The 22873-nt window shown below is 70.9% G+C and carries 18 protein-coding genes; 10 read left to right on the forward strand and 8 right to left on the reverse strand.

Features of this window, described 5'->3' with window-relative positions; genetic code table 11:
• Positions 1 to 40: 40 nt before the first annotated feature.
• The gene (locus O7627_RS09950; RefSeq protein ID WP_278093203.1) at positions 41 to 682 is read left to right on the forward strand and encodes a hypothetical protein; all 642 of its coding nucleotides are present in this window, start codon (positions 41 to 43) and stop codon (positions 680 to 682) included.
• A gap of 428 nt (positions 683 to 1110) precedes the next feature.
• Here the strand turns inward: O7627_RS09950 and O7627_RS09955 are convergent, their stop codons facing one another.
• The 4 genes from O7627_RS09955 to O7627_RS09970 form a co-directional block, all read right to left on the reverse strand.
• On the reverse strand, positions 1111 to 1842 hold the full coding sequence (locus O7627_RS09955; RefSeq protein WP_278093204.1) for a hypothetical protein: 732 nt from the start codon (positions 1840 to 1842) through the stop codon (positions 1111 to 1113).
• 83 nt (positions 1843 to 1925) lie between these two features.
• Positions 1926 to 3353 carry a hypothetical protein gene (locus O7627_RS09960; RefSeq protein ID WP_278093205.1) on the reverse strand — a complete coding sequence of 476 codons (1428 nt, stop codon included), beginning with the start codon at positions 3351 to 3353 and terminating at the stop codon, positions 1926 to 1928.
• 149 nt (positions 3354 to 3502) lie between these two features.
• Complete coding sequence (locus O7627_RS09965) at positions 3503 to 4420, reverse strand: sulfotransferase domain-containing protein (RefSeq protein ID WP_278093206.1); 918 nt, start codon at positions 4418 to 4420, stop codon at positions 3503 to 3505.
• Between the two features lie 77 nt (positions 4421 to 4497).
• Positions 4498 to 5820 (reverse strand): PIG-L family deacetylase, encoded by a 1323-nt coding sequence (locus tag O7627_RS09970; RefSeq protein ID WP_278093207.1) that lies wholly within the window; start codon positions 5818 to 5820, stop codon positions 4498 to 4500.
• A gap of 115 nt (positions 5821 to 5935) precedes the next feature.
• Between O7627_RS09970 and O7627_RS09975 the strand changes: the two genes are divergently transcribed.
• The 4 genes from O7627_RS09975 to O7627_RS09990 all read left to right on the forward strand — a co-directional run bounded on the left by O7627_RS09975 (position 5936) and on the right by O7627_RS09990 (position 11431).
• Positions 5936 to 6430, forward strand: a complete 495-nt coding sequence (locus O7627_RS09975) for a type II toxin-antitoxin system PemK/MazF family toxin (RefSeq protein ID WP_278093208.1) — start codon at positions 5936 to 5938, stop codon at positions 6428 to 6430.
• 91 nt (positions 6431 to 6521) lie between these two features.
• Positions 6522 to 7703 (forward strand): serine hydrolase domain-containing protein, encoded by a 1182-nt coding sequence (locus tag O7627_RS09980; protein ID WP_278093209.1) that lies wholly within the window; start codon positions 6522 to 6524, stop codon positions 7701 to 7703.
• Positions 7704 to 7958: 255 nt separating this feature from the next.
• Positions 7959 to 9011 (forward strand): patatin-like phospholipase family protein, encoded by a 1053-nt coding sequence (locus O7627_RS09985; RefSeq protein ID WP_278093210.1) that lies wholly within the window; start codon positions 7959 to 7961, stop codon positions 9009 to 9011.
• Positions 9008 to 11431: a hypothetical protein gene (locus O7627_RS09990; RefSeq protein WP_278093211.1), complete on the forward strand. Its 2424-nt coding sequence runs from the start codon at positions 9008 to 9010 to the stop codon at positions 11429 to 11431. The genes O7627_RS09985 and O7627_RS09990 overlap by 4 nt, the downstream gene beginning before the upstream one ends.
• Positions 11432 to 11497: 66 nt before the next feature.
• Here O7627_RS09990 and O7627_RS09995 read toward each other — a convergent pair whose 3' ends face one another.
• The 3 genes from O7627_RS09995 to O7627_RS10005 form a co-directional block, all read right to left on the reverse strand.
• Positions 11498 to 13066 carry an arabinogalactan endo-1,4-beta-galactosidase gene (locus tag O7627_RS09995; protein WP_278093212.1) on the reverse strand — a complete coding sequence of 523 codons (1569 nt, stop codon included), beginning with the start codon at positions 13064 to 13066 and terminating at the stop codon, positions 11498 to 11500.
• A 26-nt stretch (positions 13067 to 13092) separates the two neighbouring features.
• Positions 13093 to 14664 (reverse strand): arabinogalactan endo-1,4-beta-galactosidase, encoded by a 1572-nt coding sequence (locus O7627_RS10000; protein WP_278093213.1) that lies wholly within the window; start codon positions 14662 to 14664, stop codon positions 13093 to 13095.
• Positions 14665 to 14846: 182 nt separating this feature from the next.
• Entirely contained in the window at positions 14847 to 16937 is a 2091-nt protein-coding gene (locus O7627_RS10005; protein WP_278093214.1) for a beta-galactosidase, read from the reverse strand.
• Positions 16938 to 17138: 201 nt separating this feature from the next.
• Here O7627_RS10005 and O7627_RS10010 point away from each other — a divergent pair, with 201 nt between their 5' ends.
• The 4 genes from O7627_RS10010 (at position 17139) to O7627_RS10025 (ending at position 21374) form a co-directional block, all read left to right on the forward strand.
• Positions 17139 to 18437 carry a sugar ABC transporter substrate-binding protein gene (locus O7627_RS10010; protein ID WP_278093215.1) on the forward strand — a complete coding sequence of 433 codons (1299 nt, stop codon included), beginning with the start codon at positions 17139 to 17141 and terminating at the stop codon, positions 18435 to 18437.
• A gap of 37 nt (positions 18438 to 18474) precedes the next feature.
• Positions 18475 to 19407, forward strand: a complete 933-nt coding sequence (locus O7627_RS10015; RefSeq protein WP_278093216.1) for a sugar ABC transporter permease — start codon at positions 18475 to 18477, stop codon at positions 19405 to 19407.
• Positions 19404 to 20276 (forward strand): carbohydrate ABC transporter permease, encoded by an 873-nt coding sequence (locus O7627_RS10020; protein ID WP_278093217.1) that lies wholly within the window; start codon positions 19404 to 19406, stop codon positions 20274 to 20276. The genes O7627_RS10015 and O7627_RS10020 overlap by 4 nt, the downstream gene beginning before the upstream one ends.
• 69 nt (positions 20277 to 20345) lie before the next feature.
• Positions 20346 to 21374 (forward strand): LacI family DNA-binding transcriptional regulator, encoded by a 1029-nt coding sequence (locus tag O7627_RS10025; RefSeq protein WP_278093218.1) that lies wholly within the window; start codon positions 20346 to 20348, stop codon positions 21372 to 21374.
• Positions 21375 to 21448: 74 nt separating this feature from the next.
• On the opposite strand, the gene O7627_RS10030 is transcribed toward O7627_RS10025, so the two are convergent.
• Positions 21449 to 21895: an SRPBCC family protein gene (locus O7627_RS10030; protein ID WP_278093219.1), complete on the reverse strand. Its 447-nt coding sequence runs from the start codon at positions 21893 to 21895 to the stop codon at positions 21449 to 21451.
• A gap of 134 nt (positions 21896 to 22029) precedes the next feature.
• Between O7627_RS10030 and O7627_RS10035 the strand changes: the two genes are divergently transcribed.
• Positions 22030 to 22869: a GNAT family N-acetyltransferase gene (locus O7627_RS10035; RefSeq protein ID WP_278093220.1), complete on the forward strand. Its 840-nt coding sequence runs from the start codon at positions 22030 to 22032 to the stop codon at positions 22867 to 22869.
• The last annotated feature ends 4 nt before the right edge of the window (positions 22870 to 22873 follow it).

Below are 22873 nucleotides of genomic sequence, written 5' to 3' on the forward strand. Positions count from 1 at the left end.
GTCGGGCCATGCCGACCCTGAGGGCGAGGCCCCGTGGTGTATGCAGCTCGTCATCAGGTTGGACCGCGCCGCGCCACCCGGACACACCCCGGTGTGCGAGGCGGCGGCGCGGGCGGTCGTGCGGCTGGTGGCGGACGAGCGGTGCCGGCCGGGCGGGTCGTGGGGTGGCGAGGTCACGCGGTGGCTGGCCGGCCGGATCCGGAAGCATGCCCGCCGGGCCAAGGGCGCGGCGTGGGAGCGGGTGCAGGAGCTGCCGGGTGTGACGGTGAACCATGCCGGTGCCCAGGTCCGCGCGGTGGTCCCGACCTCGCTGGACGCGGTGCCCCACCAGCTCGCCAAGCTTCAGCTGCAGGGGCTCGACCTGGCCGATGAGCCCACGGCCCGACATTCGGCGATCGACGCGGAGCCGGCCGGTCCGGTCGTGGTGTCGATCACGCCGGAGCCGGTGCTGTCGACGGGCAAGGCGGCCGCGGCGGCCGGGCACGCGGCACAGATCGCCTGGATGACGATGCCGGATGACCGGCGAGCCGTCTGGGCCGCCGCCGGTTTCGCCGTCCGGGTGGAGCATCCGGCGGCGGAGCGTTGGCGGTCGCTGCGGGCACGGGCGCAGGTGACGGTCACCGATGCCGGCCTGACGGATGTGCAGCCGGGGACGGTGACGGCGCTGGCGCGCTGGTCGTAGAACCCGGCGGGGCCGCGCGGTTGTTGGCAGGCCCACGAGATGGCGAGGCCCGGGGACATGTCCAGTCCCCGGGCCTCCGGGTACCACCGAATTGCACACACCGGCACGTTTAAGGGCGCGGATCATTCGTCAGGACGTCGGGTTTTTCCATTAAACTACCGCCGCATGGTGGAGCGGCGAGCTGGACTTGAACCAGCATCCGGCGTCATCGTCCGGTCCCGTTCGACCCGGTGTTCGATGGTGAATGCTGAGGTTGGAGCGAGAATCTGAGCTTGATCGTGGCTGCCTCTGCCAGTTGGGCTACCCCGGCCCGGGTGCCGGGGGCGGGGATCGAACCCGCACTGGGACCACGTTTCGTCAGCTTCGGCTTCAGCCTCAACTTTGCGCACGAGGCGCACCCCCGCGCTCCACGGGGGAACTCGTGACGGCTACCCGAACAGGTAGCCGAACACCGCCGCGCCGACCCGCTGGTCGGTGACCTCGGTGTTGTTCGCCTCCTCCCGGGCGAACTTGACCGCCGTCTGCAGCTCGACCACCCGGTCCAGGATCTCGTTGACCCGCTTCGCCGGCAGCGCGCCGGAGAACTTCACCGTCGTCCAGTAGCCGACCGGCACGTCCTCGTAGTAGACCTCCACCTGGGCCGGGTGCTTCTCGGTCGCCTCCGCCTTGACGTGGTTGCGGGGCACCTTCCGGGTCCGGATGGTCCGCACCGGCTCGGTCCGCCAACTGTCGGTGGAGTCGTCCCGCAGCCACGACTCGGCGGCGTCCAGCACCGGCAGCTTCTTCACGAACGTGTGCAGGTCGACGAGCTGCTTCTCCAGGAACAGCAGGTACGAGACCGGCACGTCGGCCACGATGGTGCGCCCGTCGACCACCACGTCGGCGCGGGCCACACAGTTGGCCCAGTCCTTGGTGGCGGTCACGTCGAAGAGCCGGGTCAGGGTGGTCGAGACCTGCCGCAGGATCTCCTCGCCGTGGATCTGCACCCGGGTCGACTCGGGCGGCAACTGCTCGCCCTCCTCGTCCTTCGGCTGGTAGGTCCGCGAGATTCCCGACAGCGGGGCGGTCTTCTGCAGCGCGTGATGGGCCTCGGTCAGGTCCGCAAAGGACTTGCTCTTGACGCCCTTCTCCACCGCGATGATCTGGTTGAGCTTCGGCACGATTCCTCCCTACGGCAGCCGGTACGGTAACACCCGGCTGCCGGCGTACCCCATCGGTTTTGTGCCGTTGGGGACCGCGTGGATCAGCGGTTGAGCAGCGCGCGGAAGCCGGCGCGGACGTCGGCGTCGGAGGCGGCGACGTACACGTCCGCCGGCGGGCCGAAGTCGGTGTAGTACGTCGTGTAGTGGAGGACCCGCGGGCAGCTGGCGCCGCCGATCTGCACCTTGGTGTCGGCGACGAGCTTTCCGGTCCGCAGCTCGTAGACCTGCACCGGGATCGCCACCTTGTGGAAGGTGACGTAGGTGGGGAACTCCGGGAATCTCTTGTTCTCGTAGGGGCAGGTTCGGACGGCGGCGCCGTGGCTCTCCTCGCCCGCGCAGACCACCAGGACGGCCTGGGCGGCGTCGGTGGCCCGCCACGAGGCCGGCAGCCGGTTGGCGTACTCGTCGTTGCCGAAGATCATCGCGCGGTTGCTGCCCTTACGGTACGGCGCGGCGGCGCGGTACCGCGCCGGCGAGGAGCAGTACTCGGGCTGGGTGCTGGTCGGCCCCTGCAGAAGGCTCCGCACGGTGGCCAGCTCGATGGCGACGGTGGCCCGTTCGACGCCGGCCGACGCGGTCGCCGTCAGCGCGTCGCCCGGATACTGGTCGAGCAGCTGCTGGTAGCGGCCGCGCGCCTGCGTCCAGTCCGCGGCGGCCATCAGCTCGTCCCCGCAGCCGGTGAGCGCGGCGGGCGCGGTCGGCGCGACCACGTCGGCCGACCGGTCCAGCACGCTGCCGTCCGGCGGCCGCTGCCGCAGCCAGTCGGTGAGCGCGGCGAGCGCGCACGGTTCCGCCTTGGGCAGGCGCTCCAGGAAGCCGCCGAGGACCGCGTCGACCATCTGCTCGTGGCCGGGCAGCTCGGCCAGGACGCCGGCGAGCACGTCGAAGCCGGCCTGCAGTGCGAGGGTGTTGCCGGTCAACGCCGCGGTGAGGTTGGCCCCGCCCAGCTGCAACCGCCGGCACGCATCGCCGGTCCGCTCGCCGCGGACGGTCAGCGCAGCGTCGACCACCCGGTGTTCGGGCCGCACGCGGTCCAGGGCGGTGAGCGCCCGCGCGCAGTCGCCACTGCGGCGGGCGTCGGTGACGGCCCCTTCGATCCCGGCGGCGTCGAGGCGCAGCAGCCCCACGGCCAGCAGCACCGGGACGGCGACCCCGAGCGCGACCAGCCGCTGTCCGCGTACCGGTGACCGCTGCCCGCAGACGCGCCCGTCCGCCAGGAGGTAGCCGTGCCCGACCAGCGCCGCCCACCAGAGCAGCACGACGGTCTCCGACCACACCGAGCGGGCGACCGCGGTGTGGAACGTCACGAGCGCGACGGTGACCAGCCCGGTGACCGCGGCGAGCGGCCGCCGACCCAGTAGCAGATAGCCGGCGCCGAGCAGCGACGCGTTGCCGATCGCGACGGCCAACGGATCGCGGGCCCGCGCCGCGAGCGAGGGCTGCGGGATCGATCGATGCCAATAACCCATCTGATCCCCTCCCGGCACCGACCACGGCGCACCCGTCCCATGGTCGCCGCCGCACCGGCCCGGCGGGCCTGCGTGGCCGGATCAGGCCATCGCCGGGTTGCGGCCGCTGCCGTGCCGGACCAGGCCGTAGGGATCCAGCGGGGGTCAGCTCAGGCCGGCCGGTCGTCCACTGCGGGGCTGTCGCGGTGGAGCCAGGTGAGTAGGTCCGGCGGGGCGAGCGCCGCGGTGACGGCCAGGTAGTCGGCCAGTTCGGCGTCGGAGAGCAGGGTACGACCACCACCCGACCGCCCCCGGCGGAAGAAAGCCTCGGGGCTCTTGAGCACCCCCTGCGGGTCGGGGGCCAGCTCGCCGGCGCGGGCGCGCATCCGGTCGAAGGTGGCCGCCTCGACCAGGGTCGGCCACTGTTCGTCCGGCACGGTGATGTCCAGCCGGGCGGCGAGCCGGCGCATCTGGCCGGGCAGGTCGGTGGAGAGGTCGTCGTAGTGCACCAGCAGCACGTTGGGTTCGTGCCGGCGGCGCCAGGCATCGCTCAGGTGCCACATCACCCCGGCCAGCGAGTCCAGCTCGGCGCGCGGGTCGGCGTTCTGGTGGATCCAGGAGAGCAGCCAGTCCCGCAGCGGCGGCCGTGGGCGGGGTGGCTGCGTCGGCTCGGGCTGACCGCTGAGTTGACGGATCCGGTCCCGGTCGAGGTTGGCGCCCTGGTGGTAGAGGGAGACCGCCATGTCCAGCGGGTGCCGGGCACCCACCAGGTAGCTGGCCCGGGGATCGAGCGGCAGGCCGTCGAGTGGGGTGTGGGTCTTGATGAAGCGGCGGTGCGACTGGGTTTCGAGCTGGGCGTAGACCTGGTCGCGGGGCAGCAGCAGCCAGTCCAGCCAGGGGGACAGTTCGGCCAGCGGGGCCGGCAGGGTCGGGCTCCGGAAGACCAGCAGGGCGCAGATCATCTGCAGCCAGGTGGTGCCGCTCTTGGAGCGGGTGCTGATGACGATGTCGCCGGGGCGGAACGGGAAGCCGGCCCACCGGCCGCTGTCCTCCTCCGGCGAGCGGTAGCGCACGAAGTCCTCGGACATTGGCAGCATGGTAGCGATCGACGGGTGGGGCGGCGGCCCGTTTTCGCGGCCGCCGCCCCGCTCGTCGAGTCGCCGGCTCAGGGGCCGGTGTTGTTGAAGACCTCGATCTCGGCGAGGCCGACGTTGGCGGTGGAACCGCTGACGGCGGTGACCGTGAACTCGATGCTGGTCACGGTCTTCGTGGCGGGATAAATGATCTCGATCGGTCCGCCGCCGTTCTCCAGCGCGCCCACGGTGCTCACGGTGCCGTCACTGAGCCGGACCTGCGCGCCGGTGACCTGGTCGTACGGGTTGGGGCGGTCATAGAGCACGACCCGGCGGATCTGCCGCGGGCTGGACCAGGTGAGGGTGAGGGTGCTGTTCGCCCCGCCGGACACGGTCGCCCACTCGCGGGTGGAGTCGTCCGGCCAGCCGGAGACCACTCCGTCGATCGCCTTGGCCGCGAGCTGGCCGGTGCCGGCGTCCTGGTTGTTCGCCGTGGCGGTGGCGGTCCGCGCCAGGTTGGGGCCGAGGACCTGGTACTGCCGCTGCAGGAACGCCGGGTAGTCGTGGCCGGAGCAGGGCAGCCCGGTGCAGGCGCCGTCGTCGTACCAGCCGTAGGTGAAGAAGGCGTTCTGCTTGGCGGTGATGTCGGCCGACCCGAGGTTCACCGGGTAGTTCTTGATTTTGTAGTCGTGGTAGCCCACGAAGGTCGGCGATCCCGCGTACGCCTGCTCGGCGGCCTGTGCGAAGTAGGCGGTGGCGTGGTGGTCGCTGTGGTCGCCGTCGCCGAAACTGCCGGCGTGGTCCTGGGTGTTGACCTCGGTCGGCTGGTACGCGGACATCAGAGCGGCCAGCGTGTTGATCAGGCCAGTGCGGGTGTAGGTGGACGTGCCGGTGCCCAGCGAGTCCATCGCCACGTCGTCGAGCCAGAGCTTCTGCAGGCTCTGCCAACCGGTGTCGGGGTGGCCCGAACCGCCGGGGTAGCCGTCCGGCAGCCGCAGGAAGGCCAACGACACGGTCGGCTTGCCGACCAGGGTCGCCACCGGGATGGTCCGGCCGGCGATGCCGGCGTCGGCGGTGGTCCAGCTGTTCGCGACGCCGGCCATCTGGGCGTACGCCGCCTTGGCGCCGTTCTCCCGGCCTTCCCAGTAGGTCGCGTCCCGGCCCGCGTCGCCCGCGGTGACGAAGACGGTCCGGACGCAGCGGTTGGCCTGGATGTCGTGGATCAGGTCCGGGCTGAGGAAGAGCAGGTCGTCGTCCTGGTGGGCGACGACGTTCAGGATGGCGCCCTGCGGACAGTTCGGATTCGCCTCGGCGGGGTGCGGGTCACCGAGGGCCAGGGCGGCGGCGGCCAGTAGCGCGACGGCCAGCGGCCAGCGGGCCGACGAGCGCAATGATGGCAGGAAAAATCGACGCACAGTTACCTCCCCGTAGCGGTAGCGTGTCTGTCCTTTCTAGCATGGACAGTGGTCCACCTGAACCCTGCGAACCGTCCCGTGATCATCGGCGTCGAATCGGGGTAGGGTGCCGGCCGTGGCGAATCTTCTCCGGGACATGGCGGCCAAGGTCGGCCGGCTGACCCGACGCACCCCGGCCGGTATCCCGACCCAGCGGCCCAGCCCCGCGCAGGTCGCCCGGCGGCGGCAGGTGGCGGCCCTGCAGCGCCGGCAGCTCTCGTACGCGCCGGAGCCGGACGGGCAGGCCGATCCCGGCGAAATCGTCTGGACCTGGGTGGCGTACGAGGACGACCCGCGGCAGGGCAAGGACCGACCGGTGCTGGTGGTCGGGCGCTCCAGCCGTACCCTGTTCGGTCTGATGCTCTCCAGCCAGGGCGAGCGGCAGGGCCAGCGGCACTGGTTCGGACTCGGGCCGGGGGAGTGGGACCGGGAGAACCGGCCGAGCTGGGTCCGCCTCGACCGGGTCCTGACGATGCGGGAGGACAGCATCCGGCGCGAGGGCGCGGTGCTGGACCGGACCCGCTTCGACCGGATCGCGCAGGCGCTGCGCGCCGGGTACGGCTGGCGCTGACGCCGCGCCGCGGGGGGTAGTGCCAGCACCACCATGGAGTGTCGAGGTGCCGCCATGGTTCGGGGCGCCGGATTTTCCTACCGTCGATGGCATGTCTGACAACTCGATGCTCGCGCGGGCCGGCCGGTTCGTGGCCGTCGCCCTGCTGGCCGTCGCGCTGTTGCTGGTGCCCGGCGGCACCCGGGCCTGGGCCGGCGTCGACGGCCGACAGCGACACCTTCAGGCGGCCGTGGCGGAACTGCACCAACTGGGCGTCACCGGGGTCCAGGGGGCGGTGGCGGACGGCCGCCGCTACCGGGCCGCCCGGGCCGGCGTCGGCGACCTGACCACGGGCGCACCGGTGCCGAACGACGGCTACTTCCGGATGGGCAGCAACACCAAGACGTTCGCGGCGGTGATCGCGCTGCAACTGGTCGGGGAGGGGCGACTGCGGCTGACCGACCCGGTCGACCGCTGGCTGCCCGGGCTGGTGGCCGGCAACGGCTACGACGGCCGCCGGATCACGCTGCGCCACCTGCTGCAGCACACCAGCGGCATCTTCAACTACACCAACGACTTCCCGGCGCTGGCGTCGCCGGAGGCGTTCGAGGAGCACCGGTTCGACCACTACGACCCGGCCGACCTGGTGGCGATCGCGATGCGGCACCCGCCGTCGTTCGCGCCCGGCCAGGGCTGGGACTACTCGAACACCAACTACATCCTGGTCGGCATGATCATCGAGCGGGTCACCGGGGAGAGTTGGGCCCGACAGTTGCAGCGGCGGATCCTCGGGCCGCTGGGGCTGCGGGAGACCGCCACCCCCGGCGACCGGGCCACCCTGCCCGGCCCGCACGCCCGCGGCTACCAGCAGTACGTCCCGGACGGGCCGCTCGTCGACGTGACCGAGTTCAACCCCACCGCCGCCTGGACCGCCGGGGACCTGGTCACCACCCCGTCCGACCTGACCCGGTTCTGGCAGGCCCTGCTGTCGGGTCGGCTGCTGCGCCCGGCCCAGCAGGCGCAGCTGCGCCAGACCGTGCTGGCCGAGACGTTCCAGGGGCTGCTGCCCGGATCACGGTACGGCCTCGGGGTGATGTGGTTGCCGGGGGAGTGCGGCGGGTTCTGGGGGCACGGCGGTGACGTGCCGGGGATGAGCACCGCCAACGGGGTGACCGATCGGGGTGATCGGGCGGTGGTCTTCTCACTGAGCACCCAGCTCGCCGGCCAGCCGTCCGAGACGGTGACGCTGCGGACCTTGGACCTGGTGGACGAGGAGCTCTGCGCGGGCCGCTGACGATCGCGACGGGTCCGGCACCACGGGGGCCGGACCCGTCGCCGTTACCGTCGAAAAGTGAGGATCTGCGCACTGTGCAATTGATCAGCGAATTGTTTGTTGCCATTTTCAGACCCGATCAATGGGATGGTTGCGCTGACATTGATCGAATGGCAGCATCGACAGTCTCGGTTGCGATGCCGACTGGATCAGTTGAGATGATTGCCGCCCCACGGCCACAGCACCGCCGACCAGGACGTGTTGAGGAGCGCGCAGATGCAGTTCGACCTCGTGGAGGATGGGGCAAGCCCGTGGGACAGTAAACATCCGGTTCTCGAGATCCTTCGTCAGCGGCGGGCGACGAACAGTCGGCCCGGCTCACGCGCCGACGGTGACACGGCCAAGGTCGGTCTCGCTGTTGAGGGCGGCGGGATGCGGGGAGTTGTCTCCGCCGCAATGCTCGCCGCACTCGAAGATCGGGGCTTCGGCTATGCCTTCGATGCCGTCTACGGCTGCTCATCCGGCTCCATCAACAGCGCCTACTTCCTCGCCGGAGGCACCTGGTATCCGGTGTCGATCTACTACGACGATCTGACGACCCGCCGGTTCATCAGTTTCACCAGGGCATTCCGTGGCGGGAACGTTCTTGATCTCGACTATGCCTTCGGCGAGGTCGTCGAGATCATCAAGCCGCTGAACTACGATCGTGTCCTGGCGTCTCCGGTCCGACTGCATATCGCGATCACCGATGTCGAGGGGATCAGCACCCGGCTGATATCCGATTTCACGGATCGGGCTGATCTCAAAGCCGCGCTCCTCGCCTCCTCCTGGCTGCCGATCGCCGTTCGCGGCACGGCAACCTTCCGTGGCTGGCGGGCCCTTGACGGTGGTGTGGTCACCGCCCTGCCGTTCCGGTTGGCGCTGCTCGACGACTGCACCCACGTCCTCTCGTTGAGTACGCGTCCGATGCGGCCATCTGCCGGCCGGCTCAGCGTTCAGCACCACTACACCCACCGGTACCTGGAGCGGATCAAGAAGGGTCTCGGATCGGCCTATCTCGAATCCGTCCGACAGCGGCACCGGGATCAACTGGACCTTGCCGTCCGGCGCGGCGGCCACCACCCGCCGCCGTACGTGCTGGATCTCGCACCGTTGCCGGAGGACACCGAGGTCAAACGGCATGAACTGCGTTCGCATCTATTGATCAGTGCGGCCCGCCGGGCCTACTCCCTGATGTACTGCGCGGTTGAGGGGCGCCCGGTCGCCCTGCTCCGCGAGGGCCGGCTGCACTCGGTGCCGCGGCTGACCGTCGTGGATCCGTGTCCGTGACCGGGTCGCTGACGCTCGACCAGGTTGTTGAGGAGTTGTCCCGGCCGGCGGTACCTGATCTTGCTTCCCTGGTCCGGCTGCTGCTGCCGGAGAATCCGGCCCGGTCGGCGGATCCCGCACGGCTGACCGCAGCCGACCTGGCGGCCTGGCGGTCGTTACTGAGAGACATCCCCTTCGACCGGCGCTCCTTCGACGACCGCTTCCGCCCTGGCAGTTGGCAGGCGACAGTGAACGGGCTGACCGGAGCGTGCGGTAGGTACGTCGGCCCGGCCTCCGATGATGCCCCGTCACTCTCGCGCCAGGTGGTAGGCCTCCTCGCTCTCCTCCTGATCACCATGACCGGGCTGAGCGAGTCGAGCGACCGCCGCACCGGTGTCGCCCCGACCGGGGCGGGACATCGAGAGGGGCCTGGTCGATCAGGCGGCCACGACTGCCCGGGCATCTGCGGACACCTCGTTCGCCAGGAACCGGTGCGCGAGGTGATCCGGGAGCTGTACCAACCGGAAACCGGGGCCACCCCGGAGGCGGCGGACGGCGAGGCCCTCGCCGTCGCCGAGTGGACCGGGGGGATCGACTTCGCCACCCTGGAATTCCACGAGCACGGCACCACCTCGATGATCCTGCGGGGATCCGGCCACCAACGCGGGGGACAGCGTCGTCCGTTCGCGCTCAAGTTGATTCTCTATCCCTACCTGCGAATCCCGCGGATCGCGGGCACGACCAGGGCGTACGCCTGGCTCTACGACCTGGTCGGAAGCCGCGCGGAGCATCTGGTGCGGATCTGGGCGAGCGCGGAGAGCTGGATCCTGATGGACTTCGTCGACGGACGACCGTTGGACGAGGTGTGGCGGGAGCGCGTCGACCGGTGGCGGGACAGCCGACCTGGCGGCTCGGCGGTCAACCGGAACGTCCTCCTTGATGACCTGCGCGCTTACGGCACCGCGGTGCTGCTCGCGTTGGCAGAACTCGACCGCCTGCTCAACCACGCCGACATCCCGGACGCCTTCCGTCGGGGACACGGCGATCTGACCCCATCGAACATCATCGTCACCTACCGAAACGGCAGTCCGGTCTTCCGCTTGATCGACATTGGCGCGAACTACCTCTACACCTACACGTTCGGCGCGCTGGAGGGACCGGACGGACGGTTTGTCGCCCCCGAGGTGAAGGCCGACGGAGCTGTCGGGGAGAAGTCCGACCTGTACTCCCTCGGGAAGCTCCTGATCATGTTCGGCGGCGGGGAACCCGGCGACATCGTTCCGGACGCGTTCTACGCGCACGCGCCGCTACTCGCCCGCTTCATCGAAGACCTCATCGACGAACGATCCGACCGCAGGCTGCTGGTCTTCTCCTCTTCGTGGTCGGTCAACCCGGAATCCGGTTCCCACTACGACCAGCTGCGGACGGCGTTCCTCGCCGAACTCGACGCCGAGGCAGCGCGCATACCACCCACCGACAACCACATAGTCCGGGGCACCTGGAACCTGTTCCAGACCCGGCTCACCTTTGGACTCTTCCGGCCGCTGGCCGGCGTGCCCGGACAGCTCCGTCGCATCTACCGCATCCGTCGCGAGGAGCCGGGTGTCGCGGGTCAGGCGTCCACCTTCGCCGCCGCCCGACTGCTGGCATGGTCCTGGCTCTCCTCGGTGGCCTGGGCGGTGACATTCACCATCACCGCCATCTGGATCATCCGCCAGCTCGACTGGTCCTGGGGAAATCGCATGGTAGAGGCGGTGCAGTGGTCGCTTGGCGGCTCGGATGACAACTTCCCTTTCCTCGATTCACTCCGGGCGCCGGGCTACGAGATGCCCAACCTGACGGAGAACGCGCCGGCTCTACTGGTCGGCCTCACCTACGCGATGGTCTCGGCGAAGTACTACCAGAACATCTTCGCCGGCATGAACCCGCTGGTTGCCGGATGGCGAGCGGGTGGGCTCACCACCCGCGCGGTGGCCGCGCAGTGGTTCATGCGGGTACAAACCGTGACCGGAGCCGCGTTGGTCCTGCCGATCGTGCTTTACGATCCCCGGTTCTGGCCCATCAACAGTGCGATCGGGCAGACGTTCTCACTGTTGACCAACGGATCGGGGCTGCTCTTCGCGCGACGCGCGCTCGCCGACGCGCGCCGCCGGGGCCTGAGCACCGTCCCACCGACGGACGCGAACGTCACCGGGTTGGCGTCCTTCGCGGAATGGACGCCCAGCTCCCTGTTCTACGCCGGGGTCGTCTGGGTGATCGGCATCCCGCTCTATCAGGGCGCGCTGCGGGACGTGTACGTGTACGCATTGTCGGTCGCGTCGATAAACCTTTTCCTTTTCTACATGATCAAGTGCGGTCGGGGGGCGGCCGAGATCAGGGTCGTGCTGACCCGGGCCACATGTGCGGCGGAGCGCCTGCGGCATCTCCCGGCGAATCGGTGACGTACCGACCTGGACCGGTGGCCGTCGGGTGGAGGGTCAGCCTCCGACGGCCACCGATCCCCGGCGTCAGACCGTGCTGAAGACCGACAGTGCCGGCAGCGCCCGGTCGTTGTAGTCGAAGAGGGCCTGGTTCTCCCAGCCGTTGCCGGACGACGGGTTGGCCGGGTCCCAGCCGTTGCCGTTCACCGCGGTCCAGGTGGGTTCCCAGTAGAAGACCCCGAGGCCGCGCCCGTTCGGCACCGCCTTGACGGCGTTGAAGACCGCCCGCAGCGCGTCGGCCTGCCCCTGCGGGGTGGCCGGGTAGCCGCCGGCGGACTGCAGCGACGCGTTGAAGATGTTCGGCTCGCCGTCGTCGGCGTCGAGGGTGAAGCCGTACGCCGTCTCCACCACCACGATCGGCTTGCCGTACCGGGCCGCCAGGTCGTTCATGTTGTACTGCAGGCTGCCGACCGAGCCGTGCCAGTAGAGGTAGTGCGACAGGCCGATGACGTCGAACGGCACCCCTCGCGAGGTGGCCTGGTCGAACCACCACCGGTGCTGGGTGTTGTTGCCGCCCTCGGCCAGGTGCAGCATCACCGGGGTCGAGCCGTTCACCGCCTTCACCGCGTTGCTGCCCGCGGTGAGCAGTTGGGCCAGGTTGGCGAAGTTGTTGCTGCGCCCGTCCGGCCAGAGCATCCCGTCGTTGATCTCGTTGCCGACCTGGACCATGTCGGCCGGGGTGCCCTGCGCCCGCAGCGCGTCGAGCACGTCGTACGTGTGGTGGTAGACGGCGTCGCGGAGCTGGCTGAAGGTGTAGCCGGTCCAGGCGGCGGGCTTGTACTGCTTGCCGGGGTCGGCCCAGGTGTCGGAGTAGTGGAAGTCGACGAGCAGCTTCATGCCCTGGCCCTTGATCCGGGCCGCCATGGTCAGCACCCGGGCCCGGTTGTTGTAGCCGTCGGCCGGGTTCACCCAGACCTTCAGCCGGCCATAGTTGACGCCGTTCTGCCGCAGCAGTTGCAGGGCGTCGCGCTGGTTGCCGGCCGGGTCCCGGTAGACCCCGCCGCGGTCCTCGCTCTTCTTCAGCGTCGACAGGTCGGCGCCCCGGATCAGGTTGGCCGAGGGTGGCGGGGTGCCGCCGTTGAAGACGAACTCGACGTCATCCACGTTGATCCAGTTCCCGGCCCGGGCCTCGGAGACGATGCTCACCGTGCACTGTCCGGATGAGACGGTGGTGGTGACCGAGATCTGTGTCCAGGTGCCGGTGGTGGGCAGGTTGGCCCGCTGTTCGGCGCCGCCGCAGTTGCGCAGCGCCAGGTACGCCGCCGCCTGTCCGCCGCCGGAGCGGACCCAGGCCCGTGCGGTGTACGACCCGTTGGCCAGGCCGTCGAGGTACTGGTAGGTCTCGACCTGGTACGACCCCGAGGCCCAGTGCGAGAGCCGGTAGTTGCCGGAGCGCCCGCCGGCCTCGGTGTAGCTGGCGCTGGTCTGGCCGGTCGAGGAGTACTCGGACCACCCGCTCGGGGTCTGTGTGCCGCCGTTGGCCTCGAAGCCGGTGTTGGTGAGTGTGCTGGCCGCCGCCGCCGGGCCGGCGGCCAGCACGCCGAACGCCAGCGCCAGCCCGAGGCCGGCCGCCACCGTCCGCCATCTGGTTCTCATCGGATTCACCGCCACACTCATCGGGATCACCGCCGGGGGTGCGCGGTCGCGCCGAGCACCCGCAGGGCGGGCAGGGCGCGACCGGAGTAGTCGAAGAGGGCCTGGTTCTCCCAGCCGTCGCCGGAGGTGGGGTCGGCCGGGTCCCAGCCGGCGCCGTCCACCGCGGTCCAGGTGGGTTCCCAGTAGAAGACGCCGAGCATGCCGGGTACGGCGGCGGCGGTGTTGACGATGTCGCGTACCGCGTCGGCCTGGCCCTGCGGGGTGGCCGGATAGCCGGCCGCGGCCTGCAGTGCGGCGTTGAAGATGTTCGTCTCGTGGTCGTTCTCTTCGAGGGTGAAGCCGTACGCGGTCTCCACCACCATCAACGGCCTGCCGTACGCGGCGGCCAGGTCGAAGAGGTTCGCCTGCAGGTAGCCGAGCGGCCCGTGCCAGTAGGTGTAGTGCGACACCGCGATGATGTCGAACGGCACACCCCGGGCGACGGCGTTGTCGAACCACCAGCGGTGGCCGCCGTTGTTGCCGCCCTCGGCCAGGTGCAGCACCACCTTGCTGTCGGGCGAGGCGTCGGTGACCGCGGTGCTGCCGGCGGTGAGCAGGGCGGCCAGCCCGTCCCAGTTGTCCCAGCGACCGTCCGGCCAGAGCAGGCCGCCGTTGATCTCGTTGCCGACCTGGACCAGGTCGGCCGGGGTGCCCTGCCGGCGCAGGCTGGCGAGCACGTCGTAGGTGTGGTCGTAGACGGCCTGCTTGAGCTGGTCGAAGGGCAGATCGGCCCAGGCGGCCGGCTTGTTCTGCTTGCCCGGGTCGGCCCAGGCGTCGGAGTAGTGGAAGTCGATGAGCAGCCCCATCCCCAGCGCGTGCGCCCGGCGGGCCTTGGCCAGGGTGTCGGCCTTGTCGTTGTAGCCGTCGGCCGGGTCCACCCAGACCTTGAGCCGGGCGTAGTTGACGCCGTTGGCGCGCAGGATCTTCAGCGCGTCGCGGGGTGGGCCGACCCGGTCGCGGTAGACCGCGCCGTGGTCCTCGTTCTTGGTCAGGTGTGACACGTCGGCGCCGGCGATCGGCAGCGGGGTGCCGGCCGGTCCGGTGGCGCGGTCGAAGGTGACGTCGTCGAAGTTGGCCCAGTCGCCGGCGTTGCCGTCGGAGACCAGGCTGATCGTGCACCGGCCGGAGCGGACCTCGGTGGTCAGCGCGAGCTGCACCCACCACTCGTCACCGGTGCGCGGCAGGTCGACCCGAACGGGTCGGCCGCCGCAGCCGGTCAACGCCACGTACGCGTCGCGCTGGCCGCCGCTGGCCCGCACCGAGACCCGCAGGGTGTAGGTACCCCGGGGCAGTCCGGTGAGCCGTTGGGTGGTCTGCACCCGGTAGGGCACCTCGGCCCAGTGGGTCAGCCGGCGCTCGCCGGTGCGGCCGCCGGCCTCGACGAAGCTGGCGGCCCGGTGGCCGCGTTCCGACCAGCCGGTCGGCACCTGGCCGTCACCGGCGGACTCGAAGCCCGGGTTGGTCGGGCCGCTCCCGGCCGCGGCGGCCGGCTGGGGTACGACGGCAGCGGCGGCCGTGGCCAGTACGGTGACGCCGAGCAGGATCTTCCTGATGCGCATGCTCCTCCTGACGTGACGCGGGACGGGCGACTGGGAGCGCTCACAGCCAGATTGCCCGTTCGTTACCAGGCAACATGTCCGTATTGAGTTGGTGACGGTGGTGCAATGCTGAGAGCGCTCACGGAACCATTGCCATCGACGGTTGTCAAGGGGTTGGCCGTTCGACGGACGTCCCGGGCCGGCTAGCGGCGCAGCACCCGCACCTCGCCGGCCGGTACCGTCAGCGAACCGTCGCAGTCGGCGCCGGTGAGCAGCTCCACCCCGGCGGCCGGCAGCCGGGCCTCCCGGTCGGCGTGGTTGATCGCGACCAGGAACTCGGCGCCGTCCGGCCCGATCCGGCGGACCAGCTCCAGCCCGGCCGGCAGCCCGGCCGGCGGGACCAGACCGGCGTCCCGGTAGGCCCCGGTCAGCACCGGGGCCAGCTCGGCGGCGCCGAGCCGGGTGGAGACGTACCAGGCGTGGCCGGCGCCGTACCCGTGCCGGGTGACCGCCGGGCCGCCGGCCGCCGGACCGTCCAGGTAGCTCAGCACGGTCTCGGCCCCGGCCGGCACCAGCGCCTCCGCCCATACGTCCCCGGTCAACGGCGGACCACCGGCCGTCAGCGGGTCGCCGGCCGGCGACGTGCCGCCGCCGAGCCGGACCGACTCGCCGGTGCGCAGCGGCAGGAACTCCTCCACCGTCACCCCCAGCAGGTCCCGCAGCGCGCCGGGGTGGCCGCCCGGGTGTACGGCGTCGTTGCCGTCCACGATGCCGGAGAAGTAGGAGACCAGCAGCGTCCCGCCGGCTGCCACGTAGCGGCGCAGATTCGCCGCCGCCGCGGCCGTCGTCAGGTACAGGCTCGGCACCACCACCAGCCGGTACGCGTCCAGGGGCGACTCCGGGTGGGCGAAGTCGACGGTGACCCCGTCGCGCCAGAGCCGCTCGTAGTAGGCGGCCATCCGGTCCCGGTAGTTCAGGTCCACCGAGGGCCGCCAGTCCAGCTCCAACGCCCACCAGGACGGCCAGTCCCAGAGCACCGCCACGTCGGCGGCGACCCGGGTGCCGCGCAGCGGTTCGAGCCGGGGCAGGTCGGCGCCGAGCGCCACCACCTCGCGCCAGATCCGGGTGCCGGTGCCGCCGTGCGGCAGCATCGCGGAGTGGAACTTCTCGGCGCCGAACGCCGAGGCCCGCCACTGGAAGAACAGCGCCGACTCGGCCCCCCGGGCCAGGTGCGACAGGCTGTTGCGGCGCAGCTCGCCGGGGCGCTTGGCGATGTTGCGGGGCTGCCAGTTGACCGCGCCGGTGGAGTGCTCCATCAGGAGCCACGGCGCCCCGCCGGCCACCGACCGGGTCAGGTCGGCGCACATCGCCAGCTCGATGTGGTTGTCGGGCTCCTCGGCCCGCAGGTAGTGGTCGTTGGAGACCACGTCCACCTCGGCCGCCCACCGCCAGTAGTCGAGCGTCTTGCAGTTGGCCAGCATGAAGTTGGTGGTCACCGGCACCCCCGGCGACAGCCGGTGCAGGATGTCGCGCTCGCGGCGGAAGTTGGCCAGGTGCGCGTCGGAGGAGAACCGCAGGAAGTCGAGCTGCTGGGCGGGATTCACCGAGGTCGGGGCCGTGGTCGGCGGTTCGATCTCGGCCCAGTCGCCGTAGCGCTGGCCCCAGAAGGTGGTGCCCCAGGCGTCGTTGAGCGCGGCCAGGTCGGGGTAGCGCTCGCGCAGCCAGGCGCGGAACGCCTCGGCCGAGGTGGGGCAGTAGCAGAGCGCGTTGGCCCCGCCGAACTCGTTGTGCGAGTGCCAGAGCACCAGGGCCGGGTGGTCGGCGTACCGGCGGGCGAGCTGTTCGGTGATCGCGGCGGACGCCTGCGCGTACGCGGGTGAGCTGGGGCAGAACGACTGGCGGGCGCCGCCGCCGAGGCGTACCCCGTCGGCGTTGACCAGGGTCGCCGCCGGGTGTCGGCGGCGGAACCAGGCCGGCGGTACGGCGGTCGGGGTGGCCAGGTCGACCGAGATCTGGTGGTCGTGCAGCAGGTCGAGCACGCGGTCCAGCCAGTCGAACTCGTACCGGCCCGGCGTCGGCTCCAGCAGCGCCCAGGCGAAGATGCCGACGCTGACCAGGTTGACCCCGGCCGTCCGCATCAGCTCGGCGTCCTCGGCCCAGACCTGCTCCGGCCACTGTTCGGGGTTGTAGTCGCCGCCGTAACCGAGCCGGTCCAGCCGGGGGATCGGCCGCGCCGGCCCGAGGGGCGGCGCGGCGGCCAGGGCTGATCCCGACGACTGCGATGACTGACCCATGAACGACTCCGAACTGTGCACGCTCCCAACCGATCCACGCATGATTACACAAGGATTAGCAGGGGTGTTAGGAGATCTGTGGCCCTTGACACATGGCCACGACGGGCCAAGACTGTGAGCGCTCACAGGTGTTTCACCCAGGTCACCCGTCGATGAACAGCACTGTCCAAGGCCGTCCGGACGAGATTGTGAGAGGTCGAGATGAGACGTTCCTTCGGCGCCTCGGCGCTGGCGATAGCCCTGCTGGGCGGCCTGCTGGCGGGCTGCTCGTCGGACTCCGACGACGAGCCCGAGACGACCGGTCCGGTGGAGCTGAGCTTCTGGTCCTGGGCGCCGAACATCGAGGCGGTGGTCGACAGGTGGAACGCCGACAACCCCGACATCACGGTCAAGCTCAGCAAGCAGGCCGGCGGCGGTGACATGGTCACCAAGCTGCTCACCGCCAACCAGGCCGGCAACCCGCCGGACCTGGCCCAGGTCGAGTACCAGGCGCTGCCCACCCTGGTCAGCAACGACGTGCTCGCCGACATCGCCGCCGACGCCGACCCGGTCAGGGACCGGTTCGCCGACGGGCTCTGGGAGCAGGTCACCCTCGGCACCGACGCGGTGTACGCGATCCCGCAGGACGCCGCGCCGATGATGCTCTACTACCGGGCCGATCTCTTCGACGAGTACGGCCTGACCGTGCCGACCACCTGGGACGAGTTCGCCCAGACCGCCCGGACCCTGCGCGGCAAGGACGACAAGAAGTTCCTGACCACCTTCTCCGCCAACGACCCGGGCTGGTTCGCCGGGCTGGCCCAGCAGGCCGGCGCGTCCTGGTGGGGCGTGCAGGGCGACGCCTGGCAGGTCACCGTCAACGACCCGGCCACCCGCAAGGTCGCCGAGTACTGGGGCGGCCTGGTCAACGAGGGGGTCGTCGCCGGCCAGCCGATGTACACCCCGGAGTGGAACAAGGCGCTCAACGACGGGACGCTGCTGGCCTGGCCCAGCGCGGTCTGGGGACCGGGCGTGCTGGCCGGCAACGCGCCGGACACCAAGGGCCGGTGGGCGATGGCGCCGCTGCCGCAGTGGTCCGCCGGCGAGAACCGCACCGGCAACTGGGGCGGCTCGTCGACCGGGGTGACCGAGAAGTCCACCCACAAGGAGGCGGCGGTCAAGTTCGCCACCTGGATGAACTCCGACCCGGTCGCCACCGAGATCCTGGTCCGCGAGTCCGCGCTCTACCCGGCCGCCCGGGACGCCCAGACCGGGCCGGCGCTGCAGCAGCCGCCGGACTTCTTCGCCGAGCAGACCGACTTCTACGACATCGCCAGGCAGATCTCCGACAGCGCGGCCGGCGTGGTCTGGGGGCCGAACGTCAACGTCACCTACCAGGCGTACCAGGACGCGTTCGCCAAGGCGATCACCGAGAAGGCGCCGTTCGGCCCGGCGGTCGAGGCGATGCAGACCGCCACCGTCGAGGACATGCGCAAGAACGGCTTCACGATCGCCGGTTGAGGCCGATCATCGGGTACCGGACGGAGAACTGAACGCGATGCCAACGGCCCCGACCTCCGTCGGCCGCCGAGGAAGGCGTACGGCCGCACCGTACGCGTTCCTCGCCCCGGCGGTGATCCTGTTCGTCCTCACCTTCCTGCTCCCGATCGGGTACGCCGGCTACCTGAGCCTGCACAAGATCCAGGTGACCGGTCTGGGCCTCGGCCGGGGCGCTCGCAGCCAGGTCTTCGCCGGCCTGGAGAACTACCGCGCCGCCGCCACCGACGAGCAGCTGTGGTCCGGCGCGCTGCGGGTGCTCGGCTACGGGGCGCTGCTGGTGCCGGTCATGCTCGGTCTGGCCCTGCTCTTCGCCCTGCTGCTGGACCGGCCCCGGGTCGGCCTGCGGAGCTTCTCCCGAATCTCGATCTTCCTGCCGTACGCCGTCCCGGCGGTCATCGCCAGCCTGCTCTGGGGGTTTCTCTACCTGCCGGCGATGAGCCCGCTCAACTGGCTGCTGGCCCGCTTCGGGCTGCCCGAACCGGACCTGCTCGGCACCGGCACGGTCTTCTACTCGGTGGTCAACATCGCGCTCTGGGGCGGCGTCGGGTTCAACATGATCGTCCTGTTCACCGCCCTGCGGGCGATCCCGGCGGAGCTGTACGAGTCGGCCCGCCTGGACGGCTGCGGGGAGTGGCAGATCGCCTTCCGGATCAAGATCCCGCTGCTCGCCCCGGCGATCGTGATGACCACGGTCTTCACGATGATCGCCACCCTCCAGGTGTTCAGCGAGCCGATGACGCTGCGGCCGCTGACCAACTCGATCTCGTCGAGCTGGACCCCGTTGATGAAGATCTACAGCGACGCCTTCGCCACCGACGACCGGTTCCTGGCCGCCGCGAGCTCCGTGCTAATCGCGGCGATCACGCTGGTGCTGTCGTTCGGGTTCCTGCGGCTGGTGCAGCGCCGGGCGTTCGGTCAGGAGCAGCAATGACCGTGCATACCCGTCCGGAGACCCGCCGGGCGCCGCACCGGCCCCGGCCCAGCCTGCTGCCGACGATCGTGCTGCTGGTCGGCGCGTTCTACTGCCTGCTGCCGGTCGCCTGGGTGGTGGCCGCCTCGACCAAGGCCGGTTCGACGCTCTTCACCAGCTTCACCTTCGCGCCCAGCACCTCGCTGCTGGACAACGTCGCCGAGCTGTCCGCCTACGGCGGCGGGCTGTTCTGGCGGTGGATGTTCAACACCGCCCTCTACGCCGGGGTCGGCGCCCTGCTCTCGGCGGGGCTCTCCGGCCTGAGCGGCTACACGCTGGCCAAGTACCGGTTCGCCGGCCGGTCGACGATCTTCAACGTGCTGCTCGCCGGGGTGCTGGTGCCGGGCATCACGCTCGCCGTCCCGCAGTACCTGCTGCTGGCAAAGGTCGGGCTCACCGACACCTACTGGTCGGTGCTGCTGCCCAGCATCATCAGCCCGTACGGCATCTACCTGGCCCGGATCTACGCGGCGGCGGCCGTACCGGACAGCGTGCTGGAGGCGGCCCGCACCGACGGGGCGGGGGAGTGGCGGATCTTCCGGACGGTGGCGCTGCCGATGATGGTGCCGGGACTGATCACGGTCTTCCTGTTCCAGTTCGTGGCGATCTGGAACAACTTCCTGCTGCCGTTCATCATGCTCTCCGACGACGACAAGTTCCCGGTGACGCTGGGCCTCTACACGCTGCTCAACCAGGGCTCCACCACCCCGGCGCTGTACAGTCTGGTCATCACCGGATCGCTGTTGTCGATCATCCCGCTGGTGGCGCTCTTCCTCTCCCTGCAGCGGTACTGGCGCATCGACCTGCTGTCCGGGTCGATCAAGGCGTAGGGCGGGGTGCGCCGCGATCCCGGTCGGTCCCGCCAAGCGCATCCGCAGCACCGTGAGGACGATGTGACCGTGGCCGAGCCGGACCGCACCCAGCACCGCCCGCAGCGGGCCCGACCGACGATGGACGACGTCGCGGTGGTCGCCGGGGTCTCCCGGGGCACCGTCTCCCGGGTGCTCAACGGCGGGCACAACGTGAGCGGGCCGGCGCTGGAGGCGGTGCAGCGGGCGATCCGCAAGACCGGGTACGTGATCAACCAGCACGCCCGGAGCCTGGTCACCCAGCGGTCGGACTCGGTCGCCTTCATCCTGTCGGAGCCGCAGGACCGGCTCTTCGAGGATCCCAACTTCAACATCCTGCTGCGCGGCTGCACCCAGGAGCTGGCCCGCCACGACATCACCCTGCTGCTGACCATCGCCGGCACCCAGGAGGACCGCAAGCGGGTCGGCCGGTACGTCACCGCCGGCCACGTGGACGGGGCGCTGCTGGTCTCCACCCACGCCGGCAACCCGCTGCTGGACGAGCTGAAGCGGCGCGGGCTGCCGTTCGTGACCTGCGGCCGGCCGCTCGGCCACGAACGCGACTGCAGCTGGGTGGCGGCCGACGACCGGGACGGCGCCCGGCAGATGGTCAGCTATCTGCGCTCCCGGGGGCACCGCACGATCGGCACCATCACCGGGCCGCTGGACACCCCGGGCGGCGTCGACCGGCTCGCCGGCTACCACGACGTGCTCGGCGACGCCGACCCCCGGCTGGTGGTCACCGGCGACTACACCCACGCCGCCGGCGAGGCGGCGATGGAGCAGCTGCTGCGGCAGGCCCCCGACCTCGACGCGGTCTTCGTCAGCTCCGACCTGATGGCGCCGGGCGCCATCGCCGCGCTGCACCGGGCGGGCAAGCGGGTCCCGGACGACGTGGCGGTCGGCGGCTTCGACGACTCCAAGATCGCGACCGCCTCGGTGCCGCCGCTGACCACCATCCGCCAGCCCTGGGCCCGGCTCAGCGCGGAGATGGTCCGGTTGCTGCTGGGGCATCTGGCCGGCGGGTCGCCGGCCGCCGTCATCCTGCCGACCGAACTGGTCGTCCGCGACTCGGCCTGACCGGCCGCCCCGGTCCGGTCGGCGGCGCCCGCGCCTGACCGGTCCCGGCCCGGACGTCAGCCCGGTGGCCGGCGTCAGCGGTACATCAGCGAGCCCGGCGTGGTCAGGATCTCGCCCGTCTCCAGCCAGGTCTTCAGGCCGGAGAGGATCATCGGCCAGCCGCCGTAGAGCTCGTCGTTCGCGCCGTCGCGCAGCTCGTCGTGGACCACGGTCAACCGGCAGGAGTCGCCGACCGGCTCGATCTCCCAGGTGACCCGGGAGGTGCCCTCCTCGCGTACCTGGTCGCTCCAGAGCGCGCGCAGCGTGTGCACCAACCGGCGGGGCGGGTCGATCGTGAGCACCTCGCCCTCGCCGAGCAGCCCGTCGGCGTTCGGGTGGGTCATCCGCAGGGCCGACCCGGCGGTCCAGTCCGAGTGGACCCGGGAGCCGAAGTTGTATCTGCTGCGGATCTCGCTGTCGGTGATCGCTTCCCAGAGCCGCTCCGGGGTGGTGCGGATGTAGATCTCGAACATCTTCTCCATGGGGTCCTCCACGTGCCTCGTCGCGTCTGCCGTCGAGATTAGGTGACCAAATGGTCACATGTCAACGATGGCGCGGCGGCCCGGAACGTGAATTCGGGTCCGCTCCGCCCCGGGTGATCTGGCACGCTGGAAGCGTGCTGATGGCGCCGGTGCGGCAACTGGGAGAGACGGAACGCGGCGCGGTCGAACGGCTGCTCGACCGGGACCCGTTCGCCGCGGCGCAGGTCGCCGAGCGGGTCGCCGAGCACGGCCTGAGCTGGTGGCGGGCCGACGGCCGGGTGCTCGGCTACGGCGCCCGGCGGCGGGTCGAGTCGCTCTGCTGGCTCGGCGGTCACGTCACCCCGGTGCACGCCTCCGCGCCCGCGATCGCCGCCTTCGCCGACCTGCTCGGCGGCGAGGAACGGGTCTGTTCATCGATCGTGGGCAGCGCCGACGCGGTGCTCGCCCTCTGGGACCGGCTCGCCCCGCACTGGGGACCGGCCCGCGACGTCCGCCCCAACCAGCCGCTGCTCGCCACCGACGTGCCGCCCGGCATCTCGGCCGATCCCGAGGTCCGACCGGTCCGCCCGGCCGAACTCGACCGGCTCTTCCCGGCCGCGGTCGCCATGTACACCGAGGAGGTCGGCGTCTCGCCGCTGGCCGAGGACGGCGGCCACAGCTACCGCCGCCGCCTCACCGACCTGGTCCGGGCCCGCCGGGCGTACGCCCGGTTCGTCGACGGCCAGGTGGTGTTCAAGGCCGAACTCGCCGTCGTCACCCGGCGCACCGCCCAGGTCCAGGGGGTCTGGGTCGACCCGGCCTGGCGCGGCCGGGGCATCGCGGCGGCGGCGATGGCAACCGTGGTGCGCGACGCGCTGGACCGGGTGGCCCCGACGGTCAGCCTCTACGTCAACGACTTCAACGTGCCCGCCCGCCGGGTCTACGCCCGGTGTGGCTTCCGCCCGGTCGGCACCTTCGCCACCATCCTCTTCTGAGCCC

Source organism: Solwaraspora sp. WMMD1047 (assembly GCF_029626155.1).
GTDB lineage: Bacteria > Actinomycetota > Actinomycetes > Mycobacteriales > Micromonosporaceae > WMMD1047.